This window comes from Amycolatopsis sp. NPDC089917 (assembly GCF_040684635.1).
Lineage (GTDB): Bacteria > Actinomycetota > Actinomycetes > Mycobacteriales > Pseudonocardiaceae > Amycolatopsis.
The window spans coordinates 56,951-78,638 of record NZ_JBFBGL010000022.1; the positions used below are offsets into that span (position 1 = coordinate 56,951).

19 protein-coding genes and 1 pseudogene are annotated in these 21,688 nt (G+C 63.6%); 9 read left to right on the forward strand and 11 right to left on the reverse strand.

What is annotated here, in order from left to right; all coding sequences use genetic code 11:
- Positions 1–541: 541 nt before the first annotated feature.
- The 4 genes from AB0N89_RS18095 (at position 542) to AB0N89_RS18110 (ending at position 4,762) form a co-directional block, all read left to right on the forward strand.
- Positions 542–949, forward strand: coding sequence for a hypothetical protein (locus AB0N89_RS18095; protein WP_364205706.1), 408 nt, complete (start codon positions 542–544; stop codon positions 947–949).
- Between the two features lie 682 nt (positions 950–1,631).
- A complete protein-coding gene (locus AB0N89_RS18100; protein WP_364205708.1) occupies positions 1,632–2,861 on the forward strand; it encodes a hypothetical protein in 1,230 nt (409 codons plus the stop codon).
- Positions 2,862–2,886: 25 nt separating this feature from the next.
- Entirely contained in the window at positions 2,887–3,771 is an 885-nt protein-coding gene (gene iolB, locus AB0N89_RS18105) for a 5-deoxy-glucuronate isomerase (protein ID WP_364205710.1), read from the forward strand.
- A gap of 64 nt (positions 3,772–3,835) precedes the next feature.
- Positions 3,836–4,762: an NAD(P)-dependent oxidoreductase gene (locus AB0N89_RS18110; protein WP_364205805.1), complete on the forward strand. Its 927-nt coding sequence runs from the start codon at positions 3,836–3,838 to the stop codon at positions 4,760–4,762.
- 43 nt (positions 4,763–4,805) lie between these two features.
- On the opposite strand, the gene AB0N89_RS18115 is transcribed toward AB0N89_RS18110, so the two are convergent.
- On the reverse strand, positions 4,806–5,708 hold the full coding sequence (locus AB0N89_RS18115) for an isocitrate lyase/phosphoenolpyruvate mutase family protein (protein WP_364205712.1): 903 nt from the start codon (positions 5,706–5,708) through the stop codon (positions 4,806–4,808).
- 643 nt (positions 5,709–6,351) lie between these two features.
- On the opposite strand from AB0N89_RS18115, the gene argC reads away from it, so the two are divergent.
- Positions 6,352–7,440: an N-acetyl-gamma-glutamyl-phosphate reductase gene (gene argC / locus AB0N89_RS18120; RefSeq protein ID WP_364205714.1), complete on the forward strand. Its 1,089-nt coding sequence runs from the start codon at positions 6,352–6,354 to the stop codon at positions 7,438–7,440.
- A 156-nt stretch (positions 7,441–7,596) separates the two neighbouring features.
- Here argC and AB0N89_RS18125 read toward each other — a convergent pair whose 3' ends face one another.
- Together AB0N89_RS18125 and AB0N89_RS18130 are read right to left on the reverse strand one after the other, a co-directional pair.
- Complete coding sequence (locus AB0N89_RS18125) at positions 7,597–7,809, reverse strand: KTSC domain-containing protein (protein WP_364205716.1); 213 nt, start codon at positions 7,807–7,809, stop codon at positions 7,597–7,599.
- 280 nt (positions 7,810–8,089) lie between these two features.
- Positions 8,090–8,380 (reverse strand): hypothetical protein, encoded by a 291-nt coding sequence (locus tag AB0N89_RS18130; RefSeq protein WP_364205717.1) that lies wholly within the window; start codon positions 8,378–8,380, stop codon positions 8,090–8,092.
- Between the two features lie 150 nt (positions 8,381–8,530).
- Between AB0N89_RS18130 and AB0N89_RS18135 the strand changes: the two genes are divergently transcribed.
- Positions 8,531–10,003 (forward strand): PP2C family protein-serine/threonine phosphatase, encoded by a 1,473-nt coding sequence (locus AB0N89_RS18135; protein WP_364205719.1) that lies wholly within the window; start codon positions 8,531–8,533, stop codon positions 10,001–10,003.
- A gap of 232 nt (positions 10,004–10,235) precedes the next feature.
- Here AB0N89_RS18135 and AB0N89_RS18140 read toward each other — a convergent pair whose 3' ends face one another.
- From AB0N89_RS18140 to AB0N89_RS18170, 7 genes are all read right to left on the reverse strand, one after another.
- Positions 10,236–10,658 carry a peptidase inhibitor family I36 protein gene (locus AB0N89_RS18140; RefSeq protein WP_364205721.1) on the reverse strand — a complete coding sequence of 141 codons (423 nt, stop codon included), beginning with the start codon at positions 10,656–10,658 and terminating at the stop codon, positions 10,236–10,238.
- Positions 10,659–11,512: 854 nt separating this feature from the next.
- On the reverse strand, positions 11,513–12,397 hold the full coding sequence (locus AB0N89_RS18145; RefSeq protein WP_364205723.1) for an SAM-dependent methyltransferase: 885 nt from the start codon (positions 12,395–12,397) through the stop codon (positions 11,513–11,515).
- 113 nt (positions 12,398–12,510) lie between these two features.
- On the reverse strand, positions 12,511–13,371 hold the full coding sequence (locus tag AB0N89_RS18150) for a helix-turn-helix transcriptional regulator (protein ID WP_364205725.1): 861 nt from the start codon (positions 13,369–13,371) through the stop codon (positions 12,511–12,513).
- A gap of 142 nt (positions 13,372–13,513) precedes the next feature.
- Positions 13,514–13,723 (reverse strand): DUF397 domain-containing protein, encoded by a 210-nt coding sequence (locus tag AB0N89_RS18155; RefSeq protein WP_364205727.1) that lies wholly within the window; start codon positions 13,721–13,723, stop codon positions 13,514–13,516.
- Between the two features lie 1,366 nt (positions 13,724–15,089).
- A complete protein-coding gene (locus AB0N89_RS18160; RefSeq protein ID WP_364205807.1) occupies positions 15,090–15,680 on the reverse strand; it encodes a response regulator transcription factor in 591 nt (196 codons plus the stop codon).
- 145 nt (positions 15,681–15,825) lie between these two features.
- Positions 15,826–17,328 (reverse strand): glycosyltransferase family 39 protein, encoded by a 1,503-nt coding sequence (locus AB0N89_RS18165; protein WP_364205728.1) that lies wholly within the window; start codon positions 17,326–17,328, stop codon positions 15,826–15,828.
- 354 nt (positions 17,329–17,682) lie between these two features.
- Positions 17,683–19,275, reverse strand: a complete 1,593-nt coding sequence (locus AB0N89_RS18170; RefSeq protein ID WP_364205730.1) for an FAD-dependent oxidoreductase — start codon at positions 19,273–19,275, stop codon at positions 17,683–17,685.
- A 57-nt stretch (positions 19,276–19,332) separates the two neighbouring features.
- On the opposite strand from AB0N89_RS18170, the gene AB0N89_RS18175 reads away from it, so the two are divergent.
- From AB0N89_RS18175 to AB0N89_RS18185, 3 genes and pseudogenes are all read left to right on the forward strand, one after another.
- Positions 19,333–19,821: a MerR family transcriptional regulator gene (locus AB0N89_RS18175; protein WP_364205732.1), complete on the forward strand. Its 489-nt coding sequence runs from the start codon at positions 19,333–19,335 to the stop codon at positions 19,819–19,821.
- Between the two features lie 200 nt (positions 19,822–20,021).
- Positions 20,022–20,174 carry a hypothetical protein gene (locus tag AB0N89_RS18180; RefSeq protein ID WP_364205734.1) on the forward strand — a complete coding sequence of 51 codons (153 nt, stop codon included), beginning with the start codon at positions 20,022–20,024 and terminating at the stop codon, positions 20,172–20,174.
- A gap of 120 nt (positions 20,175–20,294) precedes the next feature.
- A pseudogene (locus tag AB0N89_RS18185) lies at positions 20,295–20,519 on the forward strand (hypothetical protein); the annotation flags it as partial.
- Here the strand turns inward: AB0N89_RS18185 and AB0N89_RS18190 are convergent.
- Positions 20,494–21,351, reverse strand: a complete 858-nt coding sequence (locus AB0N89_RS18190) for a 5'-3' exonuclease H3TH domain-containing protein (RefSeq protein ID WP_364205736.1) — start codon at positions 21,349–21,351, stop codon at positions 20,494–20,496. The pseudogene AB0N89_RS18185 and the gene AB0N89_RS18190 sit on opposite strands and share 26 nt — an antisense overlap.
- Positions 21,352–21,688: the final 337 nt, after the last annotated feature.

Genomic DNA, 21,688 nt, shown 5'->3' on the forward strand with positions numbered 1-21,688 from the left:
AAGAATAAAGGGGTGACGGTTACGGCCTCATTCGGTCCGCTCACGATCAAAGCCCACCTGCAAGATCCTCATTGCGGAGAAATCCTGCAGGTGGGCTTCGATTCGGAACTGTGCGCCATCAGGGACTCGAACCCCGAACCCGCTGGTTAAGAGTCGGCACCTGGGCGTGTCGGACGATGCCGAGTGATGTCGAGCAAGACCATTTCGTCTGGTCTCGGTGCGTCCGTGGTGTCGTGGTGTGTCGCCTGGTGTCGGACTGTTTCAGACCTCTCGGGCACGTCTCGGGCTCGCGGGTACCGAATCCTGTCACTTAATCAACCTCAATCGCGACCGCCGGACCGCAATCTGCCCGGCAGGTCGTGCTCGACCAGCTGCTGGACTGGGTACTGGCGTGACCCTGCGAACCTGGTTTGGCTGACCGGGCTGGACGCCGTCCGCCTGGTGGCCGGCTCAACGCGACCCGGTGGGGTCGGGGCACGGCTTACCTCTGCTGCACGGCGAGCCACCCGCTACTTACCTAGCTCGGCGGCGAATGGCGAAGGTGGCTGACCTGCTCCTCGATGAGCAGGTGATGAGCGTCGCCACGTCGCGCAAGCCGTTGGCTATGCGGACGCGTTCGGGTTCAGCGGCGCGTTCAGACGGGTGCGGGGTGCTAGCCCGCGGGGATGCCGGCAAGCGCCGTAGCCGCGATCAGCGACCACTCGATGACCCAGATGATTGGGTCCGCAAGAAGATCGTGGAGCCACTTTCGCATGAAGGCCCCGTTGTTCCGATTCTGGTCAACAACGCGAGGCTGGAAGTAGAGCGCCTGCCCGCTGATCTGACAGGACCTGTCGATCTCCAGTACCTCGACATACGAACTCTACGACAACAGTATGACATCGTCGGCTTGGCTGCTCATCTCGTACGAGGCATCCCGAGCCTGCGGAGCTTGCTGTCTTTGGTCTGAGTCCGTGGGGAGGCGAACGTCGCCGCCCTGCAGGGCGGCATCGGGCTGGCAACGCAAGCTGGAGTGCAGCTCTCCATCGATGCGAACAGGACGGCACCTTCGACCGCGTGACCGTCCGCCACCCGGTCACGAAAGTGTCTGACCGTCAATTGCGTCAAGATCCCCAGCTGTTCCACGACATGATGCGAGCGACTGGGGATGCGCGACAAGGGCGAGGCTGAACTGGCCGTACAACGACGGACTTGTCTTCGTGACGGCCGTCGGCATGCTGATAACGCGACGGTTGCGAAGGTGCTCACTTGTGGGCGGTTGGCTGCAAGGTGCGCCAGGTGTCACGGAGTAACGTTGACGCGTGAAACGCGACTCATCTGGAAGGATAGGTTGCGAGTGGTCAGGATGACCTGTCACGGCGGCGACCTTCCGAAGGATGCCGACGAGATCGGAGGAGTCCCAGTTGATGTCTGCGCGGAGCTACCTTCTCGAACTTGAATATACCCGCTGGCGGTATGAGGAGTACATGTGAACTGCCCGCTGGACTGGCCGACTCCGCGGGCAGTCAAGGGCGCGCCCGCCGGGCGCGACTTGGAGAGCTGTCAGCTCGGTCCAGTGTTGGTCTCGTCGACCTGGCTACGATCAGGATTTGCGGCTGAGTCGGGCGATCCGAAACTCGGAGGGGTAGCAATTGATCAGCATTCTCACGCAGCCATCTATTCTGATTTCACTCCTCGCGTTGATAGTCGCGATTGTTGCAGCAGTACTTGCCTATCCACCTTTTAGGTCTGCTCGTCATCAGAAGAAGATGGCACGTTTTCGCGAGATCAGGAATCACCTTGTAGCAAATCGGGCATCATTGGCGCTCTCTGCTGCCGAGCTGTATCGGCGTTCGGAATTCATTTCTGGCAGCAACTGTCTGACTCGTGATGAATGGGTTCTTGGCCATCCCGTCAGTCTTGATAGTGTGTTGGTCTCGTACAGTCCTGAGCCGCGACATGTTGTGATCTCTGGTGAATCCCAATGTATTAGGAGACTGCTTCCGGTGTCGCGAAGAAAGGCTGGGCTGCGGACCTACTCAGACTTCGTCGGAGCTGATGCATCCATCAGGCCCGGGCTCTTCTGGAACGGACCTAGCTACGACCTTCGATCGTTGCGGCGAACAGGCTCCAAGGTGACCATTGAATTGGGGCCCACGCACTACTTCGATACCTTTGACGTGTGCGAGGCCCTTGCGCATGAGTTCGCCGCCGGGCGCCAGCGGGAAAGAGCTTCACTGAGAAAGCGCGTCGGCGATCCCACGGATTTGAGCGCGCGCATCGCAGTGCCAGCCCTAGCTTGGCTTATGGTTATACGTGAGAACGACGGATGCATGAGTTTCCTACTTCACGCGCGTGACGGAAATGCCGTTGCTTCGGATGGGCAGCTGATGCAGGTATTCGGAGGGCAACTGCAGCCCTCTAGTCGGCACGCGCTGGACGCGAGGAGCGAGGCCACCCTCTGGAAGAGCTTCGTACGTGAGTTCGCCGAGGAATTACTTGGCTTTGCTGAAGCGAGCGGGGAAGGAGGCGGCGCCATATCGTACTCGACTCCGCCGTTCACGCAATTAGCGGAGCTGCGTGACTCCGGGCGCCTTAGGGTCGCACTGCTCGGCCTTGGAATCGATCCATTGTCAGCCTGGCCAACGCTGCTGTGTATTTCCATTATTGACCGGAGGGCTTTTGGTGAAATCTTGCCCGATATTGTGCGCAAAAATGATGAGGGGATTATCGTAGGTAGCAGAAGGGAAGGTGAGCGCCTGTTCGGTTTTGCCTTCGAGGAGGACGTAATTGGCAGCCTGTGTCAAGATGTCGCCGTCGGCGCAGTAACTGTAGCTTGTCTTCGTCTCGCTTGGCAGCATCGCGACTGGCTCAACGAGTAGTTCAGTTGACATTGCAGGAGGTTTGGTGGAGCGTAGTGAGCTTCTTCTTCGATGTGGCGAGACCGGTCACGGTAATTACCGGACGGACCTCTCGCCCGAAACTGCTAGGTGGAGCTGGTCAGGCTTGAAGATTCTGGTACTGCCTGCAGGTGCGGTGGAGGAGACATCAAGTGGTCCCGACGAGGTGATTGTCCTTCCGCTCGCAGGCTCCTGCGAGGTGGTCATATCTGAAACAAAGTACCTGCTACGAGGTCGCGACAGTGTATTCACGGCCCTATCTGACTTCCTTTACATCCCTCGCAATGCCAGTTTCTCTGTTTCGTCGAAGCTTGGAGGAAGATTTGCGCTCGCAACGGCGCGAGCGTCGACCGATCGGACAGTGTCGTACTGGCCGGTAAGGGCGGTGAACAGTGAGCTGCGTGGTGGTGGGTCGAACTCTAGGCAGGTCAACAATTATTCGATCGGCAACGAACTCGAGACGGATCATCTGCTCGTGTGCGAGGTTCTTACTCCGGGTGGCTGTTGGTCGTCGTACCCGCCCCACAAACATGACGAGCATAGCATGACCGAACGCGAGCTTGAGGAAATCTATTACTTTGAGATCGGCGAGGGTCCTGCGTCCGTCAGTCGTGGTTTTGGGACGTTCACAACCTACGGAACGCCAAGTCGACCCCTATTGGTCCAGGAGTGCGTATTTGATGGGGATATTGCACTAGTTCCACACGGTTATCACGGCCCGTGTGCGGCTGCTCCCGGTTACGACATGTACTATCTCAACGTCATGGCCGGGCCAGCCGAAGATCGGTCCTGGAAGGTCAGCTTCGATCCAGACCATGACTGGGTTCGTGATTCGATGGCTAAAATCCCCCTGGACCCGCGACTACCGATGACGCAGTTGTCAGACGAATAGTTCAGCGCTGCCGGTGAGGAGAAATGCGTTGCCGACCGACCCAGCCGACCGTCCAGCCGTACTTGTGTTGGACCCTCTCGAGGAAGATGCACTCGCACGGCTGTCCGGAAGATTCGACGTGACCGTGCGGGTAAAACCTTCGACGGCCGAGCTGCTTTCCCTGGTCCGTACGGTCAGCGTCATCGTCTTGCGCAGTGGTGTGCAGCTGTCGGACGAGGTGTTCGCGGCAGCTCCTCGGTTGCGTGTGGTAGCGCGGGCTGGAGCCGGCGTGGACAATATTGACATCGCTGCCGCGCGCCGCCGCAATGTTGTGGTCTTCAATGTGCCTGGGGGTTCCGCTGGAGCGGTCGCCGAGCTTGCCTTCGGCCTGCTGCTTGCGGTAATGCGGCGGATCACGTTGGCAGACCGACAGATCAGGGCCGGTGTGTGGGACAAGCCGGCGTTGGTCGGCAGTGAGCTGTCCGGTAAGACACTTGGTGTGGTGGGATTCGGAAACATCGGTTCCCGAATAGGGCGAATTGCCGCAGGATTCTCGCTGCGTATGCTGACCACGGTAGAACGGCCATCCGCTGCGCGGGTGGCCGCATTGGCAGCCGACGCGGCCGTGCTGACCGATCTGCACACACTGTTGCGCGAATCGGACGCCGTTTGCGTGGCTGTCCCGCTGACTGAAGCGACCCGCGGACTGATCGGCTCGGCCGAGCTGACAGCCATGAGGTCGACAGCGTTTCTGGTGAACGTTTCTCGCAGTGGAGTGGTGAACGAGACCGCGCTGCTGTCCGCATTGCGAGACGGCGGGATTGCCGGAGCTGGATTGGACGTGCACAACGAGGAATGCGGCAACAGCCCCTTCGCTCATCTTGATAATGTTGTCCTTACACCTCACATCGGAGCCATGTCCTCGGACGCGCAGCGGGCGATCGGAGCGACGGTGGTGGAGTCGGTGACAGCGGCGCTCGCCGGCGCTCCGGTGGCGAACCGGCTCTGCTGATTCGCGCCGTCGTCACGGGCATGGCAGCTCAAGACGCTGCTCGCTAAGGACAGTCCTGGTTGGGTTGCGGTGCGATGGCTCGAACAGGATTGTCGATTTTGCGCCAGTCAGCATTGCGCTGCAGTGAGAACACCTCTGACATGGACGCAATGTCGCCCTCGAGCGACTGGGAGCTGCCTTCCTTGAGGATCGAGCGGAAGGCGCTTCGTAATGCGGTGATGGTCGCGCGGAGCCCTTGATTTGCATAGATCACCACTGAGACACCCGCCGCTCGCACTTTGTCTATATGCCAGTTCGGATAGGTGGTCGGTACGACGACAACAGGTCGGCGTCCTCGCCAGCCGTGAAGGAACTCCATCACTTCGACCTCGGTCCGGGCCTTGGAGTGGATGAGCACTGCGTCAGCGCCGGCGTCGACGTAGGTGTGGGCCCGGGTTAGAGCCTCGGCCACCGACAGCCCACTGATCAGCGCCTCGGTACGGGCGATCACCAAGAAGTCGTCACCGTCTTGGGTGGCTTTGGCGACCTCGATCTTGTGGGCAAATTCGACGGCATCCATGAGCGGCTGATCATCCACGGCAAAGCTATTGGCCTTCGGGAACAGCTTGTCTTCTAGACAGACCGCGGAGATCCCCGCCGCCTGGTACTGGTGCACCATGTGTGCAACGTTGAGCGCGTTGCCGTAGCCAGTCTCACAATCAGCCACCACCGGAACGCGAAGCGCCTTCTGCATGTCCGCTGCTACCGCAAGGAGCTCGGTCATCGTCAGCAAGCTGAAGTCGGGCAGACAGCGACCGGCCGAGATCTCCAGGCTCGAGGACCAGATGGCGTCGAACCCGCTCTCTTGGGCGAGAACGGCGCCCAGCGCGTCGTGCGCCCCCGCGACCCTGACGATGCCATCGCGGTTCAGGACAGTACGGAACGAGGGATATTGTTGTCTCTTCATGCTTTACTCCGTATGCTAGCCGATCTTCTCCGGCGAGGCGTGTACCCAAGATGAAGTCACGATCGCCGCTGGGGTCGAGCTGAGACGTCACCCGGCCCAAGGGCCGGCGAAGCATGAAGCGCCGACTGTCGATTGACGGCCACGTTACGCGGAGATGGTTCACTGCACCTCCGTTGCGCTTCCGTCGGACGGGCTGTGCTCCAGCGGCGGCGCCAGCAGAAGTTGGGAAGGAGTGGGCAATCGAGCAGGTGTGAATGCGCCGCGATACGAGTGCAACTCCCGCCAAGTGATCCCTCCGGCCTTTCCGTCCGACCAGTCGATCCTGCGTGACATCGCAGCGCCATCGATGGGCACTGCGGTATCGTCAAGTCACCCATGAGATCCGATGGAAGCACACGAGGAACGCCGTGGCGAGAGCGCGAACGAACCAGAACCGGAGATTGCCCGGCCACAAGCCACTCGTGATCCCCTTAGTTCTGCGATGCGCATGCCAAACCGTCAGCGTCGTGAAAGCCGCTCATGAGCACCGACCGGCCCGGCCTTCGAGATATCGCCACCTCTACTCGCCACCGGCGCAGGAGCTCGTGGTGAAGCGCGTTGTGAAGTGCCCAAATGTCTCTTTCTCGGCTGACGGGGCGGTCCCATGAGTCCCTCCAGCCGGATCGACGTCGCGGTGATAGGTGCGACCGGGTACACCGGGCGGGAGCTGTGCCGGCTACTGCTCGGACATCCCGCAGTGCGCGCTATAACCCCAACGGCGCGTAATGCCACGGATTTTGCGTTGGTGCACCCCAACTTGAGTGGTTGTGGACTTGACTTTGTTACGCCCGACGACGTAGAGGCACGCGCCGACGACTTCGACATCGTCTTCTTCTGCACGCCCTCCGGGGAGGCGATGCGGCGGGCTGGCCACTTCCGTGCGGCGGGAGTCCGGATAGTGGACCTGAGTGCCGACTTCCGCTTCGCCGACCCTCAAGTTTACCGTCGGGTCCACGGGATCGAGCACGTCGCTCCAGAACTGCTGGCCGAGGCGCGCTACGGGGTCACCGAGCTACACCGCGCGGACATCGCTGGTTCGGGACTGGTAGCCAACCCCGGTTGCTACGCCATGGCCGCGATCCTCGGCCTGGCGCCGTTGTTGTGCACCGGGATGGCCGACCTGACAACTCCGATCGCCCTCCACGCAGTCAACGGCACTACCGGGGCCGGCAGCTCGCCACAGCGGGCGCTGCTACACGCCGAGATGGCGGGGGCGGTCATGGCCTATGGCCTCGACGGACACCGTCACGGACCCGAACTCGAGGTGCACCTGGAGCCGCTCGCCGGGGCTCCCGTGACAGTTGACCTGAACACTGCGCACGGTAGTTTCGCTCGGGGCATACACCTACAGGCTAACGTGTTCTGCCCTGACGAACTTACTCGAAACGACCTTCTCGACCTTTACGTGGATCAGTACGGCCAGGGGCACGACAAAGAGTTTTTCGTGCTTGTGAACACCGTTGAGCGAACCGGCGCCCTGAATGAGAAGCGCTACGAAATCTACCCGAGCCTGCGCGGGGTAGTTGGTTCGAACTTCTGTCACATCGGGGTCGACCGCGATGCCCGAGGTACCGTGAAAGTCGTTTCTGTTATCGACAATTTGGTCAAGGGTGCTGCTGGCTCGGCCGTCCAGAACATGAACGTAATGCTCGGTTTCGATGAGGGCCTTGGTTTACGAGCCTACGCCCTGTGACGAAACTCTTTACCGATCTGCCATCGCTACTTAACTAAACTGGGTGGGACTTGTCGACCGCTCCTGGTTGATTGACGCACCGATTCCCACTTGGTTGCGATGGGCGCTTCGGCGGTTCTGGGTTGGAGCGATTTGGGAATATTTGCCGTTTTCGGATCACGCGATGCGTCGCGTCGAGTATCTGTCCTTCACGTACATGTTGAAGTATTGGCCGTGGCTTGCCGTGTTCAGCAGGGCGGTCGCGGTCGCTTCTGGTACGCCGCGGTACTGGTAAACCCTGCCGTTGTGGAACTCGATCTCGAGAGTGCGTGTCTGCGGGTCGTAACCGATCGAGGTGATGTTCGTCGAGACGACGGGCTGTCTGGTCATGGGGCACTCCGAGGCGTGCGTGGGGCGAAATTGTCGGTGGTGGGGGTAGAACTGTGGTGACCGCTCGGGAGGGCAGATGACCAGGCAAGATGGTGCGGGTATCCCGGCAGGAACTACTCCGAACGGGTGTAGATGGTGTGGTGCTCCTGAGCGAGGGCACTATCGCCGGTGGAAGCCCTCGGTCGGTTGGCATCAGTGGGCACCGCCGACCGATGAACAGCGGAAGGCGCGCATGCTCGCCCGGCGGAGTCCGACAGATCCAGGCCGCGGTGGTTTGTCGTCAGCGGCCCGCCGCGTCGCGTAGTTCGCTGAAGAGCATGCGCAGTCTAGCGGGGATGTCGTCTGGGCTGTCGAGGGGCAGGGCCGGCGTGTCCGGCATCACCAGATACACCAGCAGAGCGGCAGCCATCAACACGATGACTCCCCGCACACGACCCACCACAGGCCCTCCGCCCTCAGCTTCCTGAACCAGGAAACCCTTCGTCACCGCGAGCATCCCACACCACGACACAGGGGTGACGACAAGCGACCGGAGATCACGATCGGCAACCAGCCGGGCGCGAATCACCACAGTGGACAATGACCTTCTGCAACCCGCGTGGAGCGTGGGTTGCCTCGCGACCCACGTCATGCATAATCGAACCTATGTTCGATAGCTCCACCTCGGGCGGTCCGCCGGGAGAGAAGACCTTCCGGGGGTGCCGGCCTCCTCGGAAGGTTCGTGCCCGGAACCCGGACACCCGGGTGGCGCCGGCCGACTCCACCGCGGCGCAGCGGATCGACATCACGGCTCAAGGCCGAGACCAAGGACATAGCCGGCGGAGACAAGGACAAGGCCGCCGAGACCGAAGAGGTCGAGACTAAGCAGCTGCCGCAGACCACCACGCCCGCGCCTGCCGCTCCCGCCCCGTTCCATAAGTTCGACGACACTGACCTAGTGGCGCTGCGTGTCCTGTCAGCTGTGAGGTCGATGCTCGGTGATGATGTCGGCGTGATCCGCGACGACAACGTTCCCGCTCATCCAGTGCGCCCGGCAGGGTGGAGCCGGGATCTGCTGGACAACGCGCCGTACGGTGTCCTGGTGATGCGGCGGCGTGGTGAGCCGAAGCCTGGCGAACCGGCCGACTTCCTGTGCGTGTACGCCAACGAAGCGGTCGCCTTGCACACCGGCATGACCGATCCCGCCGGAGACACTGTCGGCGAACGTCTCAGCCGCGACCAGGCGGTGAGCTGGAACGCGGTTTACGAAGAGGTGTGGCGAACCGGGATCACCACCCGTCGTGTGCAGAGCCTGGAGCAGACCGACCGTCAGCTGGAAATCGCGGCGTTCGCGCTCGAGTCCACCGGCACCGATCTGGTCGATGGGGGTGGCCCGGAACGTCTGGTCGCCATGATGCTCACCGATGTCACCCCCCGCACGCGACGAGACCTCGACCGGGATCGTGACCAACGCCGCACCGCCGCGATCGCCCTGGCTTTGCAGCACGCCATGCTCGGCCCCACCCACTCCCTGCCCGACAATATCGCCGTGCGATACCGCCCCGCACACGACGAAACGTCTCCACTCACCGACATCGACCCCGTGCTCCTGGTCGGCGGAGATTTCCACGACGTCGTACCACTACCGGGAGACCGCTGCGCCCTCGTGGTCGGAGACGTCGTAGGCAAAGGCCTCCACGCGGCCACCGTCATGGGACAGATCCGCAGCGCCGCCCGCGCCCTGCTCCTGGAAAACCGCGGACCGGCCCACACTCTCACCGCACTGGACAGATTCGCCACCGAACTCACCGGCGCGTTATGCACCACCATGTTCTGCGCGATCGTGCATCTGCGCACCGGGCACCTCGACTACGCCTCCGCCGGGCACCCGCCCCCGCTTCTCAGCACCTCACCCGGCCAGGACCACAGCCGTCTCAGCGATGCCCTCAGCCCGCCACTGGGAGTGCCCTCCAAACACGGACGCGATCAGACCAGCCTGCTACTGACCGACGACACACTCCTGCTGCTCTACACCGACGGGCTGGTCGAGGCCCGCGGCCACCTCATCGACGACGGCATCAACCGCATCGGCACCACACTCACCGCCAACCACGACGAGGATCTCGACGCGATCGCCGACTCACTGCTGGCCGCTCGAGCCGACCCTGACCTGCCCGACGACACCGCCCTGTTGCTCTACCGCCACCGGCACTGACGACAGACACCGATTCGCACCCGGCTTCAACACACAACCAGGAACTGCAGCAATACAGGCGGCTTCGGCGAATCGCCCCGTCTCATCTGACTGGTGAGCAGGTCGGCTATCCGCAAATCGCCTCGACCGGCTGACCGGTGTGCGGCGCCGCCGTCACGCTCACGAACGATCGGATCACCCGTCCTCGCTGGTGGAATCTGCCCGTGCCGGTGATGCGCCGTGTCACGGCTCGTCAGCCGAATTTGTGGCTGGCCACGTTGTTCCTCAGCGCCGGTTTCAGGTTGCGATATGCGCCGGGTGCGAACACTTCGAAATCACCCTTGTAATCGCTGTTGTAGTACACGGTCACCGGCCTGCTGGATTTGTTCGTTGCTGATTTCGACTTGTTCTTCATGCATTGGCCGGCGCCGGCGCCGGGTCCTATGAACTCGTAGCACCTCGGCTGTGACGTGCCGTAATTGCGGACGGAGCTGGTGAAGTCCGAATCCGCACCCGAGAAGTTCAGGTTGTAGTTCAAGCAGAACTCGCCGGTCCGGCATAGCCCATCCCGCGCCGCCGGCGCGGCACCAGCGACGCTGGTCAAGCCCATGACCATCACCACGCAGCCCACCAGCACCGTTGTCGTTCTGGCCGCGCGCTGAATATATTTCGGCATACGATCCTCCTTGACCGAGATTACTTTCTGCGCCGACGACGCTCCCCTGTCAAATCGGGTGAGTAGAGCGTGTCACAGTCCATCACGGTAGGCCGTTCTCGCCGTATTCCGCACGACCTCGCGTAGGTTTATCGCTCTCGTGGGGGACACCCTCCACTCGAACGTCCCAGAGGCATCCGCCCGAGCTGAATGCGCACGATCACGACCACCGTCCACCGTGACGCTCGTTCCTTCGCTGAGACGCCGAAATGCATACTCCGGCCATGCCGTACCCGCTCGCAACTTGCCTGAATGCGAATCGTTGGTCGCCCGGCCCGCGAGGTATCTCAATGGGCACCGAGGACGAAACCTGGACTTGGCCGGAACCGGTCCCGCAGACCAGCGACGTGACCCGCTGCAGAGTCGAGACGGTCAAGCATTGCCCGTGCCTCTGGCTTGTTCGGGGCATCGCCGGCACGTGTGACTTCCACGTCGGCTACAAGCGCGGGCTTCCTGTTCTTGTCCGCGGTAAGAGGTTTCTCGGGCTTCCGACCTTCATGTGGCCGCGCGACACCTTCGACCGAAGCGCCCTGTCAGAGCCACAGCCCGAATGCGGCTGTCCGCGGCACGGCAGCGATGTCTTCGAGGGCGGAACGGCCGGCTTACGACTGGGTGATGATGTCCATCGCCGGGGCGGGTATGTTCGCAGCGATCGCAGCGTTCGTCAGAGATCTGATCGCCGGCTGAGGTGATCGGCTCACCGCGACGGCTGACGCGATGTCCACCCGGCATCGTCAGGTTTCTGGGAACGCCAGCCTCGAACTCCCCGGGCGGGTACCGGTGAGAGTGGACAGGAGTGCTTGGCCACGTCTGGTCTACTGCTTTTGGGCGACGCCTGCCCATACCGCCGCTTCGCTCGGTGTGCGGAACGAGAGTGGCTGCGATGTCGGGACGGCTTCTTCCGGATGCCAGTCAGGTGTCCATGTCCAGCCCGGTTCGATGAGTTCGAAATCCGCGACGAGCTGGGCGATCTGGTCGCGAGTCCGCCAGATGACGTTGCTGCTGCTCGATTCGTCGTACATTTGCTTCAGTTCAACGAGGTGCTCGCTGATATCATCGGGCACTCCCTCATCGGTGACGTGCGATATCGCGAGATAGGAGCCTTGTGGCAGCAGATCCCTTAACCGTGCGACTGCTTCAGGGCCGATATCGTTGCCGTCGGCGTCCGGTTGATGAACATGTAATACCGCGATGAGCAACAATGCAACTGGTTCGTCCGGATCAAGTAGTTCGGTGTCGACCGCTTGCTGCCACAGGTCTCCGGGGTTGCGGAGATCGGCCTCGATGACGACCTGCCGTGTCGCGTCGCCCTCGCGATTGAGGAGCATGTTGGCGTGTGCGACGGCGACGGGGTCGTTGTCGACATAGACGACGCGGACATCGGGTACCGCCCCGGCGTCACGCCGGGCGTCGTCAGCCACCTGGTGGGTATTACCGGCCGTAGGAACACCCGCCCCGATGTCGAGGAACTGCCGGACTCCACGTCTGGTCAAATGCCTGACAACACGGTTCAGGAATTGACGGTTCGCGAGGGCGATATCCCTCAAAAGTGGAAACTTGGACAAGACTCGATCGCCGAAATCGCGGTCTACCGCCCAGTTGGCGGTACCTCCGAGGTAGTAGTCGTAAACCCGGGCGACGCTCGGGCGGTCCAGATCGACCCCTTCTGGTGGAACCGGATCAGACTGCTTCTCGGACACTGGCCGAGCCTCCCCGTTCTAGCCTTCTGGAATAGTCTTAATGCTAGCGAATACATGGTGTGCTCCGCATCAGAGCCTGGCATTGTTGGTCAGCCGTTACCGTCAGTGCCGGATCACCAGTAGCTGGCTTCGTCGAGCATTTTCAGCAAGGCGGCACGGGTCTCGTCGACGCCGAGGGCGTGTTCGAACACTGTGTTCCACAGGGAGATGTGTTCCTTCACCTGTTGCTTGCCGGTGTATATCCGGCTGCGCCCTCCGGCGTATTCGTGGTAGACGGCGTCCTGCTCGTCAGTGGCTCGCTTATCGAATTCCAGGATGGTCAGGTCGTGAGGCGTGATGGCCAGTGGCGCCTCCCAGGGGAGGAGGTGCACGAACAGATGACGATGGTAGGTCGCCATCATCGTGAGCAGGTGCTGGATCTGATCTCGCGCCAGGTCAGCCGACCGGCCACCGGGGAGGCGGTAGAGCGACGACGGGCTGAAGATCGCCCGGTAGTGCGGCGGTCGCTCGATCTGGAAGAGCTCTTCCCTCTCCTGGCGACTGTCGAGTACCGCTGTCGTGTCGTGCAGTGCGTCGGCAAGTGCGTACTGCTTCAACGTGTACCGCTCGCTCTGGAACAGGTTCGGCAGACGCTCGGCGTGGTACGAGAAGACCCTGCTGGCCCTGCGTTCCAGGTCCAGCAGTTTCACATAGTCACGGTTGGCGGGTGCCCCGGCGCGGGGACCGCCACCCCGTGCTTGCATTGCCAGTAAACGGATCTCCTCGGCCTCGACGCCGGACAGCTCGTACAGGAGCAGCATGCGCTCGAGGTCGGTAGTGCCGATCGCCACCCTGTCGTTCTCGATCTTGTTGATCTTCGACTGTGTGCAGCGCATCGCCGCCGCGGCCTGACTCTGGGGCCAGCCCTTGGCGAGACGGGCCTCCTTCAGTTTCGCGCCGAGCTGAACGCGCCGCGTGTTGGCGTCATGTGGCACGCCCTTCTCCCCGCCTCACCTCTCGAAGGAACTCTCGCCCCGCGAGAGCTACCCAAAATCATGGTTGGGAAAGTCGTCGTCCAACGATCGGGTCACGGGGACCGTGTGACCGGAGTAGGCGCGACTGTCCGTGACAACCAGCTTAGCGCATGAGATGTGTCAGGAACGCCTTCCATGCGTTTCCGTCAAACTGGAGCGTTTTCCTCGCGGCGTCCTTCGAGTCCCGGACGTGAACGCCGGACTCGACGATTCGCACCTCCACGCAGTTGTTGTTCGGTGTCGTGTAGCTCGACCGGAACCATTGGGCTTCGCCGTCGCCGCCGCGTTCGTGCTCCCGAGACTTGGTACTCATGATCGAATCAGCCTCCCCCGAGTCTGAGTGTCGTGATTAGTCGCGGTTCCCGACTATTCCCGCGTGCTCCCCAGTAGATCACGTGTCTAGGCATCTTCGCTGGTAGAAGCGTCTCCTGGTCCTCCCGTCGAGTGCCCGGGCAGACTCTTCGCGGGTGTGACCTGTGTCCGCCGACTAATCGCCGGATCGGCCAAGTGAGTTAGCATGCGCCGCCAGGACAGAGCAATGTGTCCGTCGTCAGGTCACGATGGGTCGTGAGCACGAGGATATGCTCGACCAAAAAGAGTGAAAGCAGTGGCATTCGGGTAATATGAAGGCGATAGTAATCGTGAATTTATGTCATCCTATTCGTTGCGCCTATCGGCGTTGACCGTTCGTCGTCAAATAGCCGCCGTTCGGCGCAGCCGATCGTGAAGTGCCGCCACCGCGAGGTGCCCCGGGCAAACTGACTAACGGGTCGGAACACCGCGCTAGCCGAGGTCGTGCATTTCCCTGGCGAACAGGCCTCAAATAGTGCGGCTCCCTGCTGACGACAGGGAGCCGACTTGTGCTGAATCCACCACCTAGGAAGAGGAGATCCAGCGTGCCCACTATAGATGGCGCGTCGCCGACTAATCCAGACGAGACACCCCGCGCGTCTTCCCCGCAGCGGCCTCGTATCACCCTCGTCATCCACGGCTCACCGACCGGTCAACGCCCTGCCCCCGGATCCTCCGCCGCCCACAGTGCTGCCACGACTCCGGCCGACAGCCCCGCCGGCGTGGCGAAACGCACGCAGGCCGAACGGGGAGGCCGAGGAGGTCGTCATGAACTGGTCGACAGAACGTGGTGCGGTCGTGTGACGCGGCTGATGGAGCCGTGGCCTGCTGGCCTCCGCCTGGCGGTCCTGGTAGCTATCGCGCTGACCGGTACGGCCGCGATAGCGGCCGTGCTCGGAATCGCGAGCCAACTGGTGCTGATCAGCCTGGGCCTGGTCGAACGACACAAACGTCGAAACCGTGCGACCATTCGCCACGAGGAAACGCCAGAGAGCCCGGCGACCAGCAGGTAGCGGTTATCGTGGCGGCGGCCGCGGAGGCTGGTTCTCGAGGCCGCCGCCATCGCCGTATTCCCGCGCGAGTGCTCGCGCCCGATGTCCGGTTCCGGTGAGCGCACTTCCGGCGTACCACCGGCAGGCCCATGTCGCGCAGCTCCCCGGCCAGGTCGCGATGAGTGGGCAGCTGGGGTGCCTGATCGGCGGATCGGGTCGCACCAGCTGTTCGACAACCTGTTCGCTACGGTGACCAGCTCCCGACGCGACGTCGGATCGCTGCGGCGAGCGGGACCCCGGCGAAGGGGAGTTCAGGCTCGGGGTTGTGGGTTTGGTTCAGGTCATGAGGCCGCGGCGGAAGCCGTGGGCGACGGCCTGGGCGCGATCGCGGACTCCGAGTTTTCCGAACAGGCGTCGGGCGTGGGTTTTGACGGTGTCTTCGGCCAGGTACAGCTCCCGGCCGATCTCCCCGTTGCTTTTGCCCTGACTCATTCCGTGCAGCACCTGCATCTCACGCTTGGTCAGCTCGACTCCAGGCGTCGAGGGTTCTCGGGGAACGGGAAACGTGACGTCGGCCAGGGTGCTGGCGAGCGCGGCGATGACCGCGGGACGGGAGGCGTCCCAGCGCAGATAACCGCGGGCGCCTCCGGCGATAGCTGCCGCGATGGTGGACGCGTCGTCCGGTGCGCCGAACACGATGACGTTCGCTCGCGGGTTGACAGCGAGGAGCCCTCGCGTTGCGTCGACACCGCCAGAGGTCGCCCGCTGAGTGCCGATCAACACCATGTCGGCAGGTTCACGGGCATAGCGGATCTGCAGTTCGTCGCCGCGTGCGACGCAATCGATGTGACTGACACCCGGGACGGCGGACATCACCCGAGCGAGCTTCCGAGAGTTCCTTGCCCGCCTGGGACATCGCGTCCACATCGTCGGCCGGCGCGGAGGCGACATCACCCTGACCCTCGTCGCCCCCGCCGCACAACCGCTGGAGAGCTCGGCCATCGGATGAGACGTGGGCGCTGCCGCGAGATGCTGGGCGCGCTTGACCGGGGCCGATGGCGGGCTCAGTCGCTCAGTAGAACGTCCTGAGCCGAGGCCAGATCCGCGACCATGGTTCGTGTCCTTGGCTGCACAGCGAAATTTCCGTGCCTTGTTCGTCATTGGGCAGTCCGAAACTATTGTCGTTGACAGCGACGCGCTGGCAGTCGCCGAACGCGGCGAGTACCGCGGGCCGGAGTGTGCCGACGTACAGCACGGGGCCGGTCATCGTGTCCGGGGGCGGGCCCCAGTCGGCGTAGGACATGTGGTTCGAGTACGGCCGGGGCAGGCCGAGCCCCGGCCCGAATCGTTCGAGGGCGCCGGCTTGGCCGTAGTTTCCGGTGAGGATGACGGCCTTGGGTCTCTGGTCCGGCGGGATGCGCTGCCAGGCGCGGGCGACGGTGGAGGTGAATTCGGGCCAGCCGACTTGTTCGCCTTGGTCCTTGTTGAATGCCATGACTGGACCGCGGAGTGCGGTGATCGGGAGTACCGGCAGTGCGACGACGACTGAGATCGCGGCTCCGGCGGCGGCGAGGATTCCGGCGTAGCCGTGCCGGCGTTTCCCGCCCCGGGCGATCCATCGCAGTGTGGGATCGGCACCGGCGGCGAGCAGGATCAGCAGCAGCGGCACCGCGTAGTACGGCTTTCCGCCTACCAGCACCAGGATGAGGCACGCTGCCGGGTAGCTCAGCGCGTACGCGCGTGCCCACCGCAACTGCGGAGCGCGCCAGAGCCGGGCGAGGCCTGCTATCCACACGGGCACGAGCACGGGGGAAAGGTAGACCAGTTGCATCGGCACGAGGAGCAGGCGGTTCTTGGTGCCATCGTCGGCGCGGATGCCGCTGGCGACTGTCAGCATCGGGAATCCGTGCCTGATCTGCCAGAACAGCTGCGGAACCACGAGCACCACCGCGATGGCGATCCCGGCGATCGTCCAGCCGCTGGCGAACACAGCGCGCGGTCCGGTGACGAGCAGGGCGATGCCGAGCGCGGCGAGCAGCACGAGCACGAGCCACTTGTTCGCCATGCCGACGCCGACGACCGCGCCGATCGCGAGCCACCATCGTCCGTCGCCGGTGCGCAGCAGCCGGAGGCCGAGGAGCCCGATGGCCGTCCACATCACCATGTCGACGCTGTTGGTGGCTAGCATGTGCGACATTACGAGCACGTACCCGGACAACGCCGTTGCCGTGGCGGCGGCGAACTGTGTCCGGCGTCCGCCGCCGAATTCCCGTGCGACAAGCGCGATCAGCACCGTGGTCACCCCGCCGCACAGCGTCGCCGCCACCCGCAGCCCGCTCGGAGTGTCGCCGAACAGCGCGGTGGCGGCCCTGGCCAGCAGCGGGGTGATCGGCGGCTGGTCGACATAACCCGAAGCCGGATGGTTACCCGCGGCGATGAAGTACAGCTCGTCGCGGTGGAACCCGTAGCGGCTGGACAACGCGGTGAGCACGGCGATGTGCACGACGGCGACAGCCGCGACCGGTCCCGTCGCGAAGCGGGGCAGCGGCGGCTTCGGCACAGCAACCGCGGTCACTGGCGCACCCCTTCAGGTCCGGGCCCTTGAGGGAGTCCGTGGCAGGTGTGTCCCTTTTCCGCCATGCCGATGGATCTCCAGACGAACAAAAACGTGACTTCATTCCCAGGGCTGATCAGGCAGGGGCGCGGACCGAGCCGGAGCACCATCGACGAGTTTGCGCCTGCCCCTGGTCGGCCTGTGGCTCGATCACCGGTGCCGAAATCACCGGTCGTCACGGCAGTTCGGCAACATCGATTGCGTGGCAGTCGCATGCTCATTTCCTGGAGTTTTCCTGGTGGCTTGTGAATTGACTCATGCTGTAGAGGCCGAATTGAAAGAATGGGGAATCTTCTTTCGGGACAGACGCCATGCTTAGTTGCGCCCGAGAAGTGTGTCCACAGCGGTCCGGAGGGCGTCGCTGGGGTCGTCGGGGGTAGTGCGCGATCGCCAGGCGACGAACCCGTCGGGGCGAACCAGGAGTGCGCCATCCGGTTCGGTGCCGGCCATCTCGGTGAATGTGGCGGGGTCGCCGTCGACCATGGCCGAGGTGATCTGCCGGATCCGCAGGTCGTTCGTGTTCGCGGTGAGCCAGCCGGAGCCGTGAGGGCCGGCGAGCAGGGTCCATTGCGCGCCAGCGAGGTCGAGGGTGGAGAGCCGGAGGTCGTTGTCGGTGAGCCAGCGGTGTGGCAGGCGGCAGCCAGGTGTCGCCTGGTTGTCGAGAATGTCGGCGGCACTGGAGTCGTCGGTGAGCACGGCGTTGGAGTCGTAGCGATAGAACATCATCCCGCGCAGATAGTCCTCGGCCGCCTGCGCGAACAGCTGGTTGATGTCCTGGCGGGCCTGGTAGCCGTGGAACAGGCGGCGGGACAGCGCCAGGGATGCCTCGGCGGCGGCTCGGCGTTCGGGTTCGTAGCTGTCGAGGAGGGTGTCGTCGGCTTGCCCGCTGAGCACGGCGGCGAGTTTCCAGGCGAGGTTGTGCCCGTCCTGGATGCCGGTGTTCATGCCCAGCCCGCCGGCCGAACTCTGCACATGGGCGGCGTCTCCGACCAGGAATACCCGGTCGCGGCGCAGCGCCGAGGCAATGCCGACAGCGGCCTCCCATCCGTTGCACTCGATCAGGTCGATCGGCACGGTGTCGTCGCCGATCGCCGCGTGCAGCAGCTGTAGGGTCTTCTCCGGCGACAGCTGGGTGAGTTCCGCGGGTTTGCTGGGATAATCGAGGATGTGCGAGGACCAGCGGTCACCGGCCGCGCCTTTCGCGAACAGTGTGCAGTGGATCTGTTCGTTGCGGACAAAACAAGCGTGGGTGGCTGACTCCGGCAGCAGGCTCCGCAGGTCGGCTCGGAAGAAGGCCGTGTTGAGCCCGGCATCGACCAGCCGGTCGGGCATGTCCACACCGAGCAGCTCCCGAATCCGGCTACGAGCACCGTCGGCCCCGATCAGGTAACTGCCGACCAGCTGTTGTTCACGGCCGGTGCCGAGGTCGATCGTCCGAGCGCGCACGGCTTCGGCGTCGGTGGTGAACTCGACCAACTCGGCGCCGAACCGAACCTGCCCACCACGACGCCGCAACTCGTCCAGGGCGAACTTCTGCAGCTCGTACTGCGTCATGCAGCGACGGGCATCGATCGGGCTGCAAGTGTCCAGTCGTTCTGCGTAGCGCGGGGGAGGGCCCGCCCGATGCAGCACGGCGCCGGCCGCGCTGTCCTTGATCATCGATCGCATGGGCAGCGGGCCGTCCCAGCCGACACGATCCAGCGCCGGCCCCAGCCCGATGGCCCGGAACAGTTCCCACGTCCGCACGCTCGTGCTGGCACGCGGTGGGCCATCGAGCGGGTCGCGCTTGTCCACCACCAGCACCCGGACGCCCCGATCAGCCAGGAACAACGCCGTCGACAGCCCTACCGGTCCGGCGCCGGTCACTATTACCTCGAATCGCTCCACGATGTTCTCCTCACTGATCACGCCGCGTTCACCGTGCTCGCTCAAGTGGACTTGAGCGCAACCTGCGATCATGGTGATGTGGACTACTCGATCAGCGAGGTAGCACGGTGCTTCGGTATCGCCGTCTCGGCGCTGCGCTACTACGACCAGGTTGGTCTGCTACACCCGACCGGGCGACGGGGGGCCGTCCGCGTCTACGGTCGGGACGAGCTACGCCGACTCGCGCTCGTCCAACTGCTTCACCACGACGGGATGATGAGTCTGGCGGACACCTCGGCCGCACTCGCCGACAACCCGCCGAGCACCGACAACTCACCGAGCAGTGGGCCCCGGCACGTCGTGGCCGAATCCATCCGCGTGATGAACCATCAGATAGAGCGGCTCCGCGCGGCACAACACGTTCTCGAACACCTGCTCACTTGTCCCCGCGACAACCCCATTCGAGACTGTCCCATAGTGCGAGCACAACTGGAGGACACCGTCGACGCCGCACTCGGCGCCAACCGCATAGCCGAGCTCGACACCCGCGCGAACCACGCCGGCGACTCCGACGACCGAAAGCCGTAGGAACTCGCAGAAAATGCCGCACTGCTTGGCAGGCGGTGAGCTCTGACGCCGCCCCGATCGAACAGTCGGAAAGTCACCCGGATCCACGCGGTGACCTGACGGTATGACCTAAGCTCCGGTTCGGCGGCGATGTTCGTGTTGAACTGCACGGAGGGACTGTAAAACGTTCGGTGTCACTCCCGATCATGGAAGTGCACCTGATGACCGACATGATGTCCGGCGTGGAGAACGCTGAGGACCCGAAGCCCGCGACCGGCTTGGACGGCCTGGATGAGCAGCTCGTCGCGCAGCTGCTGAGCCGCGCCAAGGCCAGTGGGCTGACGCTGACCGGCGAGGGCGGGGTGTTGCAGTAGCTGACCAAGCGGCTGCTGGAGTCCGCGCTCGAGGGCGAGATCACCGATCACCTCGGCTAAGACAAGCGCGACCCAGCCGGTCGTGGGACCGGTAACTCGCGCAACGGCACCCGCTCGAAGACCGTGCTGACTGACGTCGGCCCGGTCGAGATCGACGTCCCGCGGGATCGGGACGCCAGGGTGTGGTGCGGGACGGCGATGGTGACGGCGGCCCCGGAGGCGCTGCAGCGTGCGAGGGTTCCGCCGGCCCAGAGTTCGGCGTCGTCGGGGTGGGCCATCACGGTCAGCACGGACGCCGGAGCGTCGAAGGGCATGGTGCTCACCAGAGCCCGAGTTTCTCGATGACGTCGGCGGGCTTGGGCAGTTCTCGCGTGGGATCACCGGTGGGCTGGTGTGGGAGTGTGAGGTCGGTGCGCATCCGGATGAGTTCGCGCCAGGCGAGTACTTGCGCCCAGGTCTCGGAGACCTTGGCGTTCCTCGCACCGATTAGCCGTCCGGAGTCCGGGAGCTGGTCGAGGTGCAGCCCGCCTGCCAGGAGCGTGGCCGCCGTGCCTTCGCCGATCCCGTGCACGCCGGGGATGTTGTCGGCGGGGTCGCCTTTGAGGGCGCAGAAGTCGGGCCATTGCGTGGGGGTGATGTTGTAGCGTTTGGTGACCTCGGCGGGGCCGATGTGCCGTCGGCCGCGTTTCATGACGGTGTTGAGCGCGTGGACGTGCTCGTCGACGAGTTGGTAGAAGTCGCGGTCGCCGGACATGATCCAGACGCGGCGGCTGGGTTCGTGTTCGCGGGTGGTGGCGACGAGGGTGGCGATGACGTCGTCGGCTTCGGCGGTGTCGATCTCGATCCAGTGGATGCCGTAGCCGGTCAGGGCCTGCTGGACGTGGGGGATCGCGCGCAGGGGTTTGAGGGCGGCTTCGTCGAGGACGCGGTTGGCTTTGTAGTCGGCGTCGCTGTCCTTGCGGCCAGCGGCGCCGTGTTCGCCGTCGAACACGACGAGGACCTCGGGTGGTTCGGGTATCTCCTCGCGGATCGCGACGCGGAGCAGGGCAAAGAACCCGAACTCGGCGGTGAGATCGCGGGTTTTGTCGCGGGAGAGGATCGCGGCGGGGAACCCAAACGCCGCGCGCCAGAGCAAGTTGTGACCGTCAATCAGGAGCAAAGGGACACCAGCAGGCATCACCGCACCGCCTTTACGAATGTCTCGGCGACTGTGGTGGGCAGATAGTCCCGCGAGCGGTAATACGCAGCCCTGGATAGCTGTGCGTAGCGTAGCGGATCCGCGAGAAGCTGCTCCCGGGGCCGTGTTCACAGCCTAGTGCGCATGTTCCGCTCGTTTGCCCTTGGAAACCAGCTGGTTAAGAGTCGGCACCTGGGCGTGTCGGATGGTGTCGAGTAATGCCGGACAAGACCTTTTCGTCTGGTCGCGGGGCAGCCGCTGTGTCGGGGTGTGTCGCCTGGTGTCGGACTGTTTCAGACTTCTCGGGCTCTTCTCGGGCTCGCAGATGCCGGGTTCT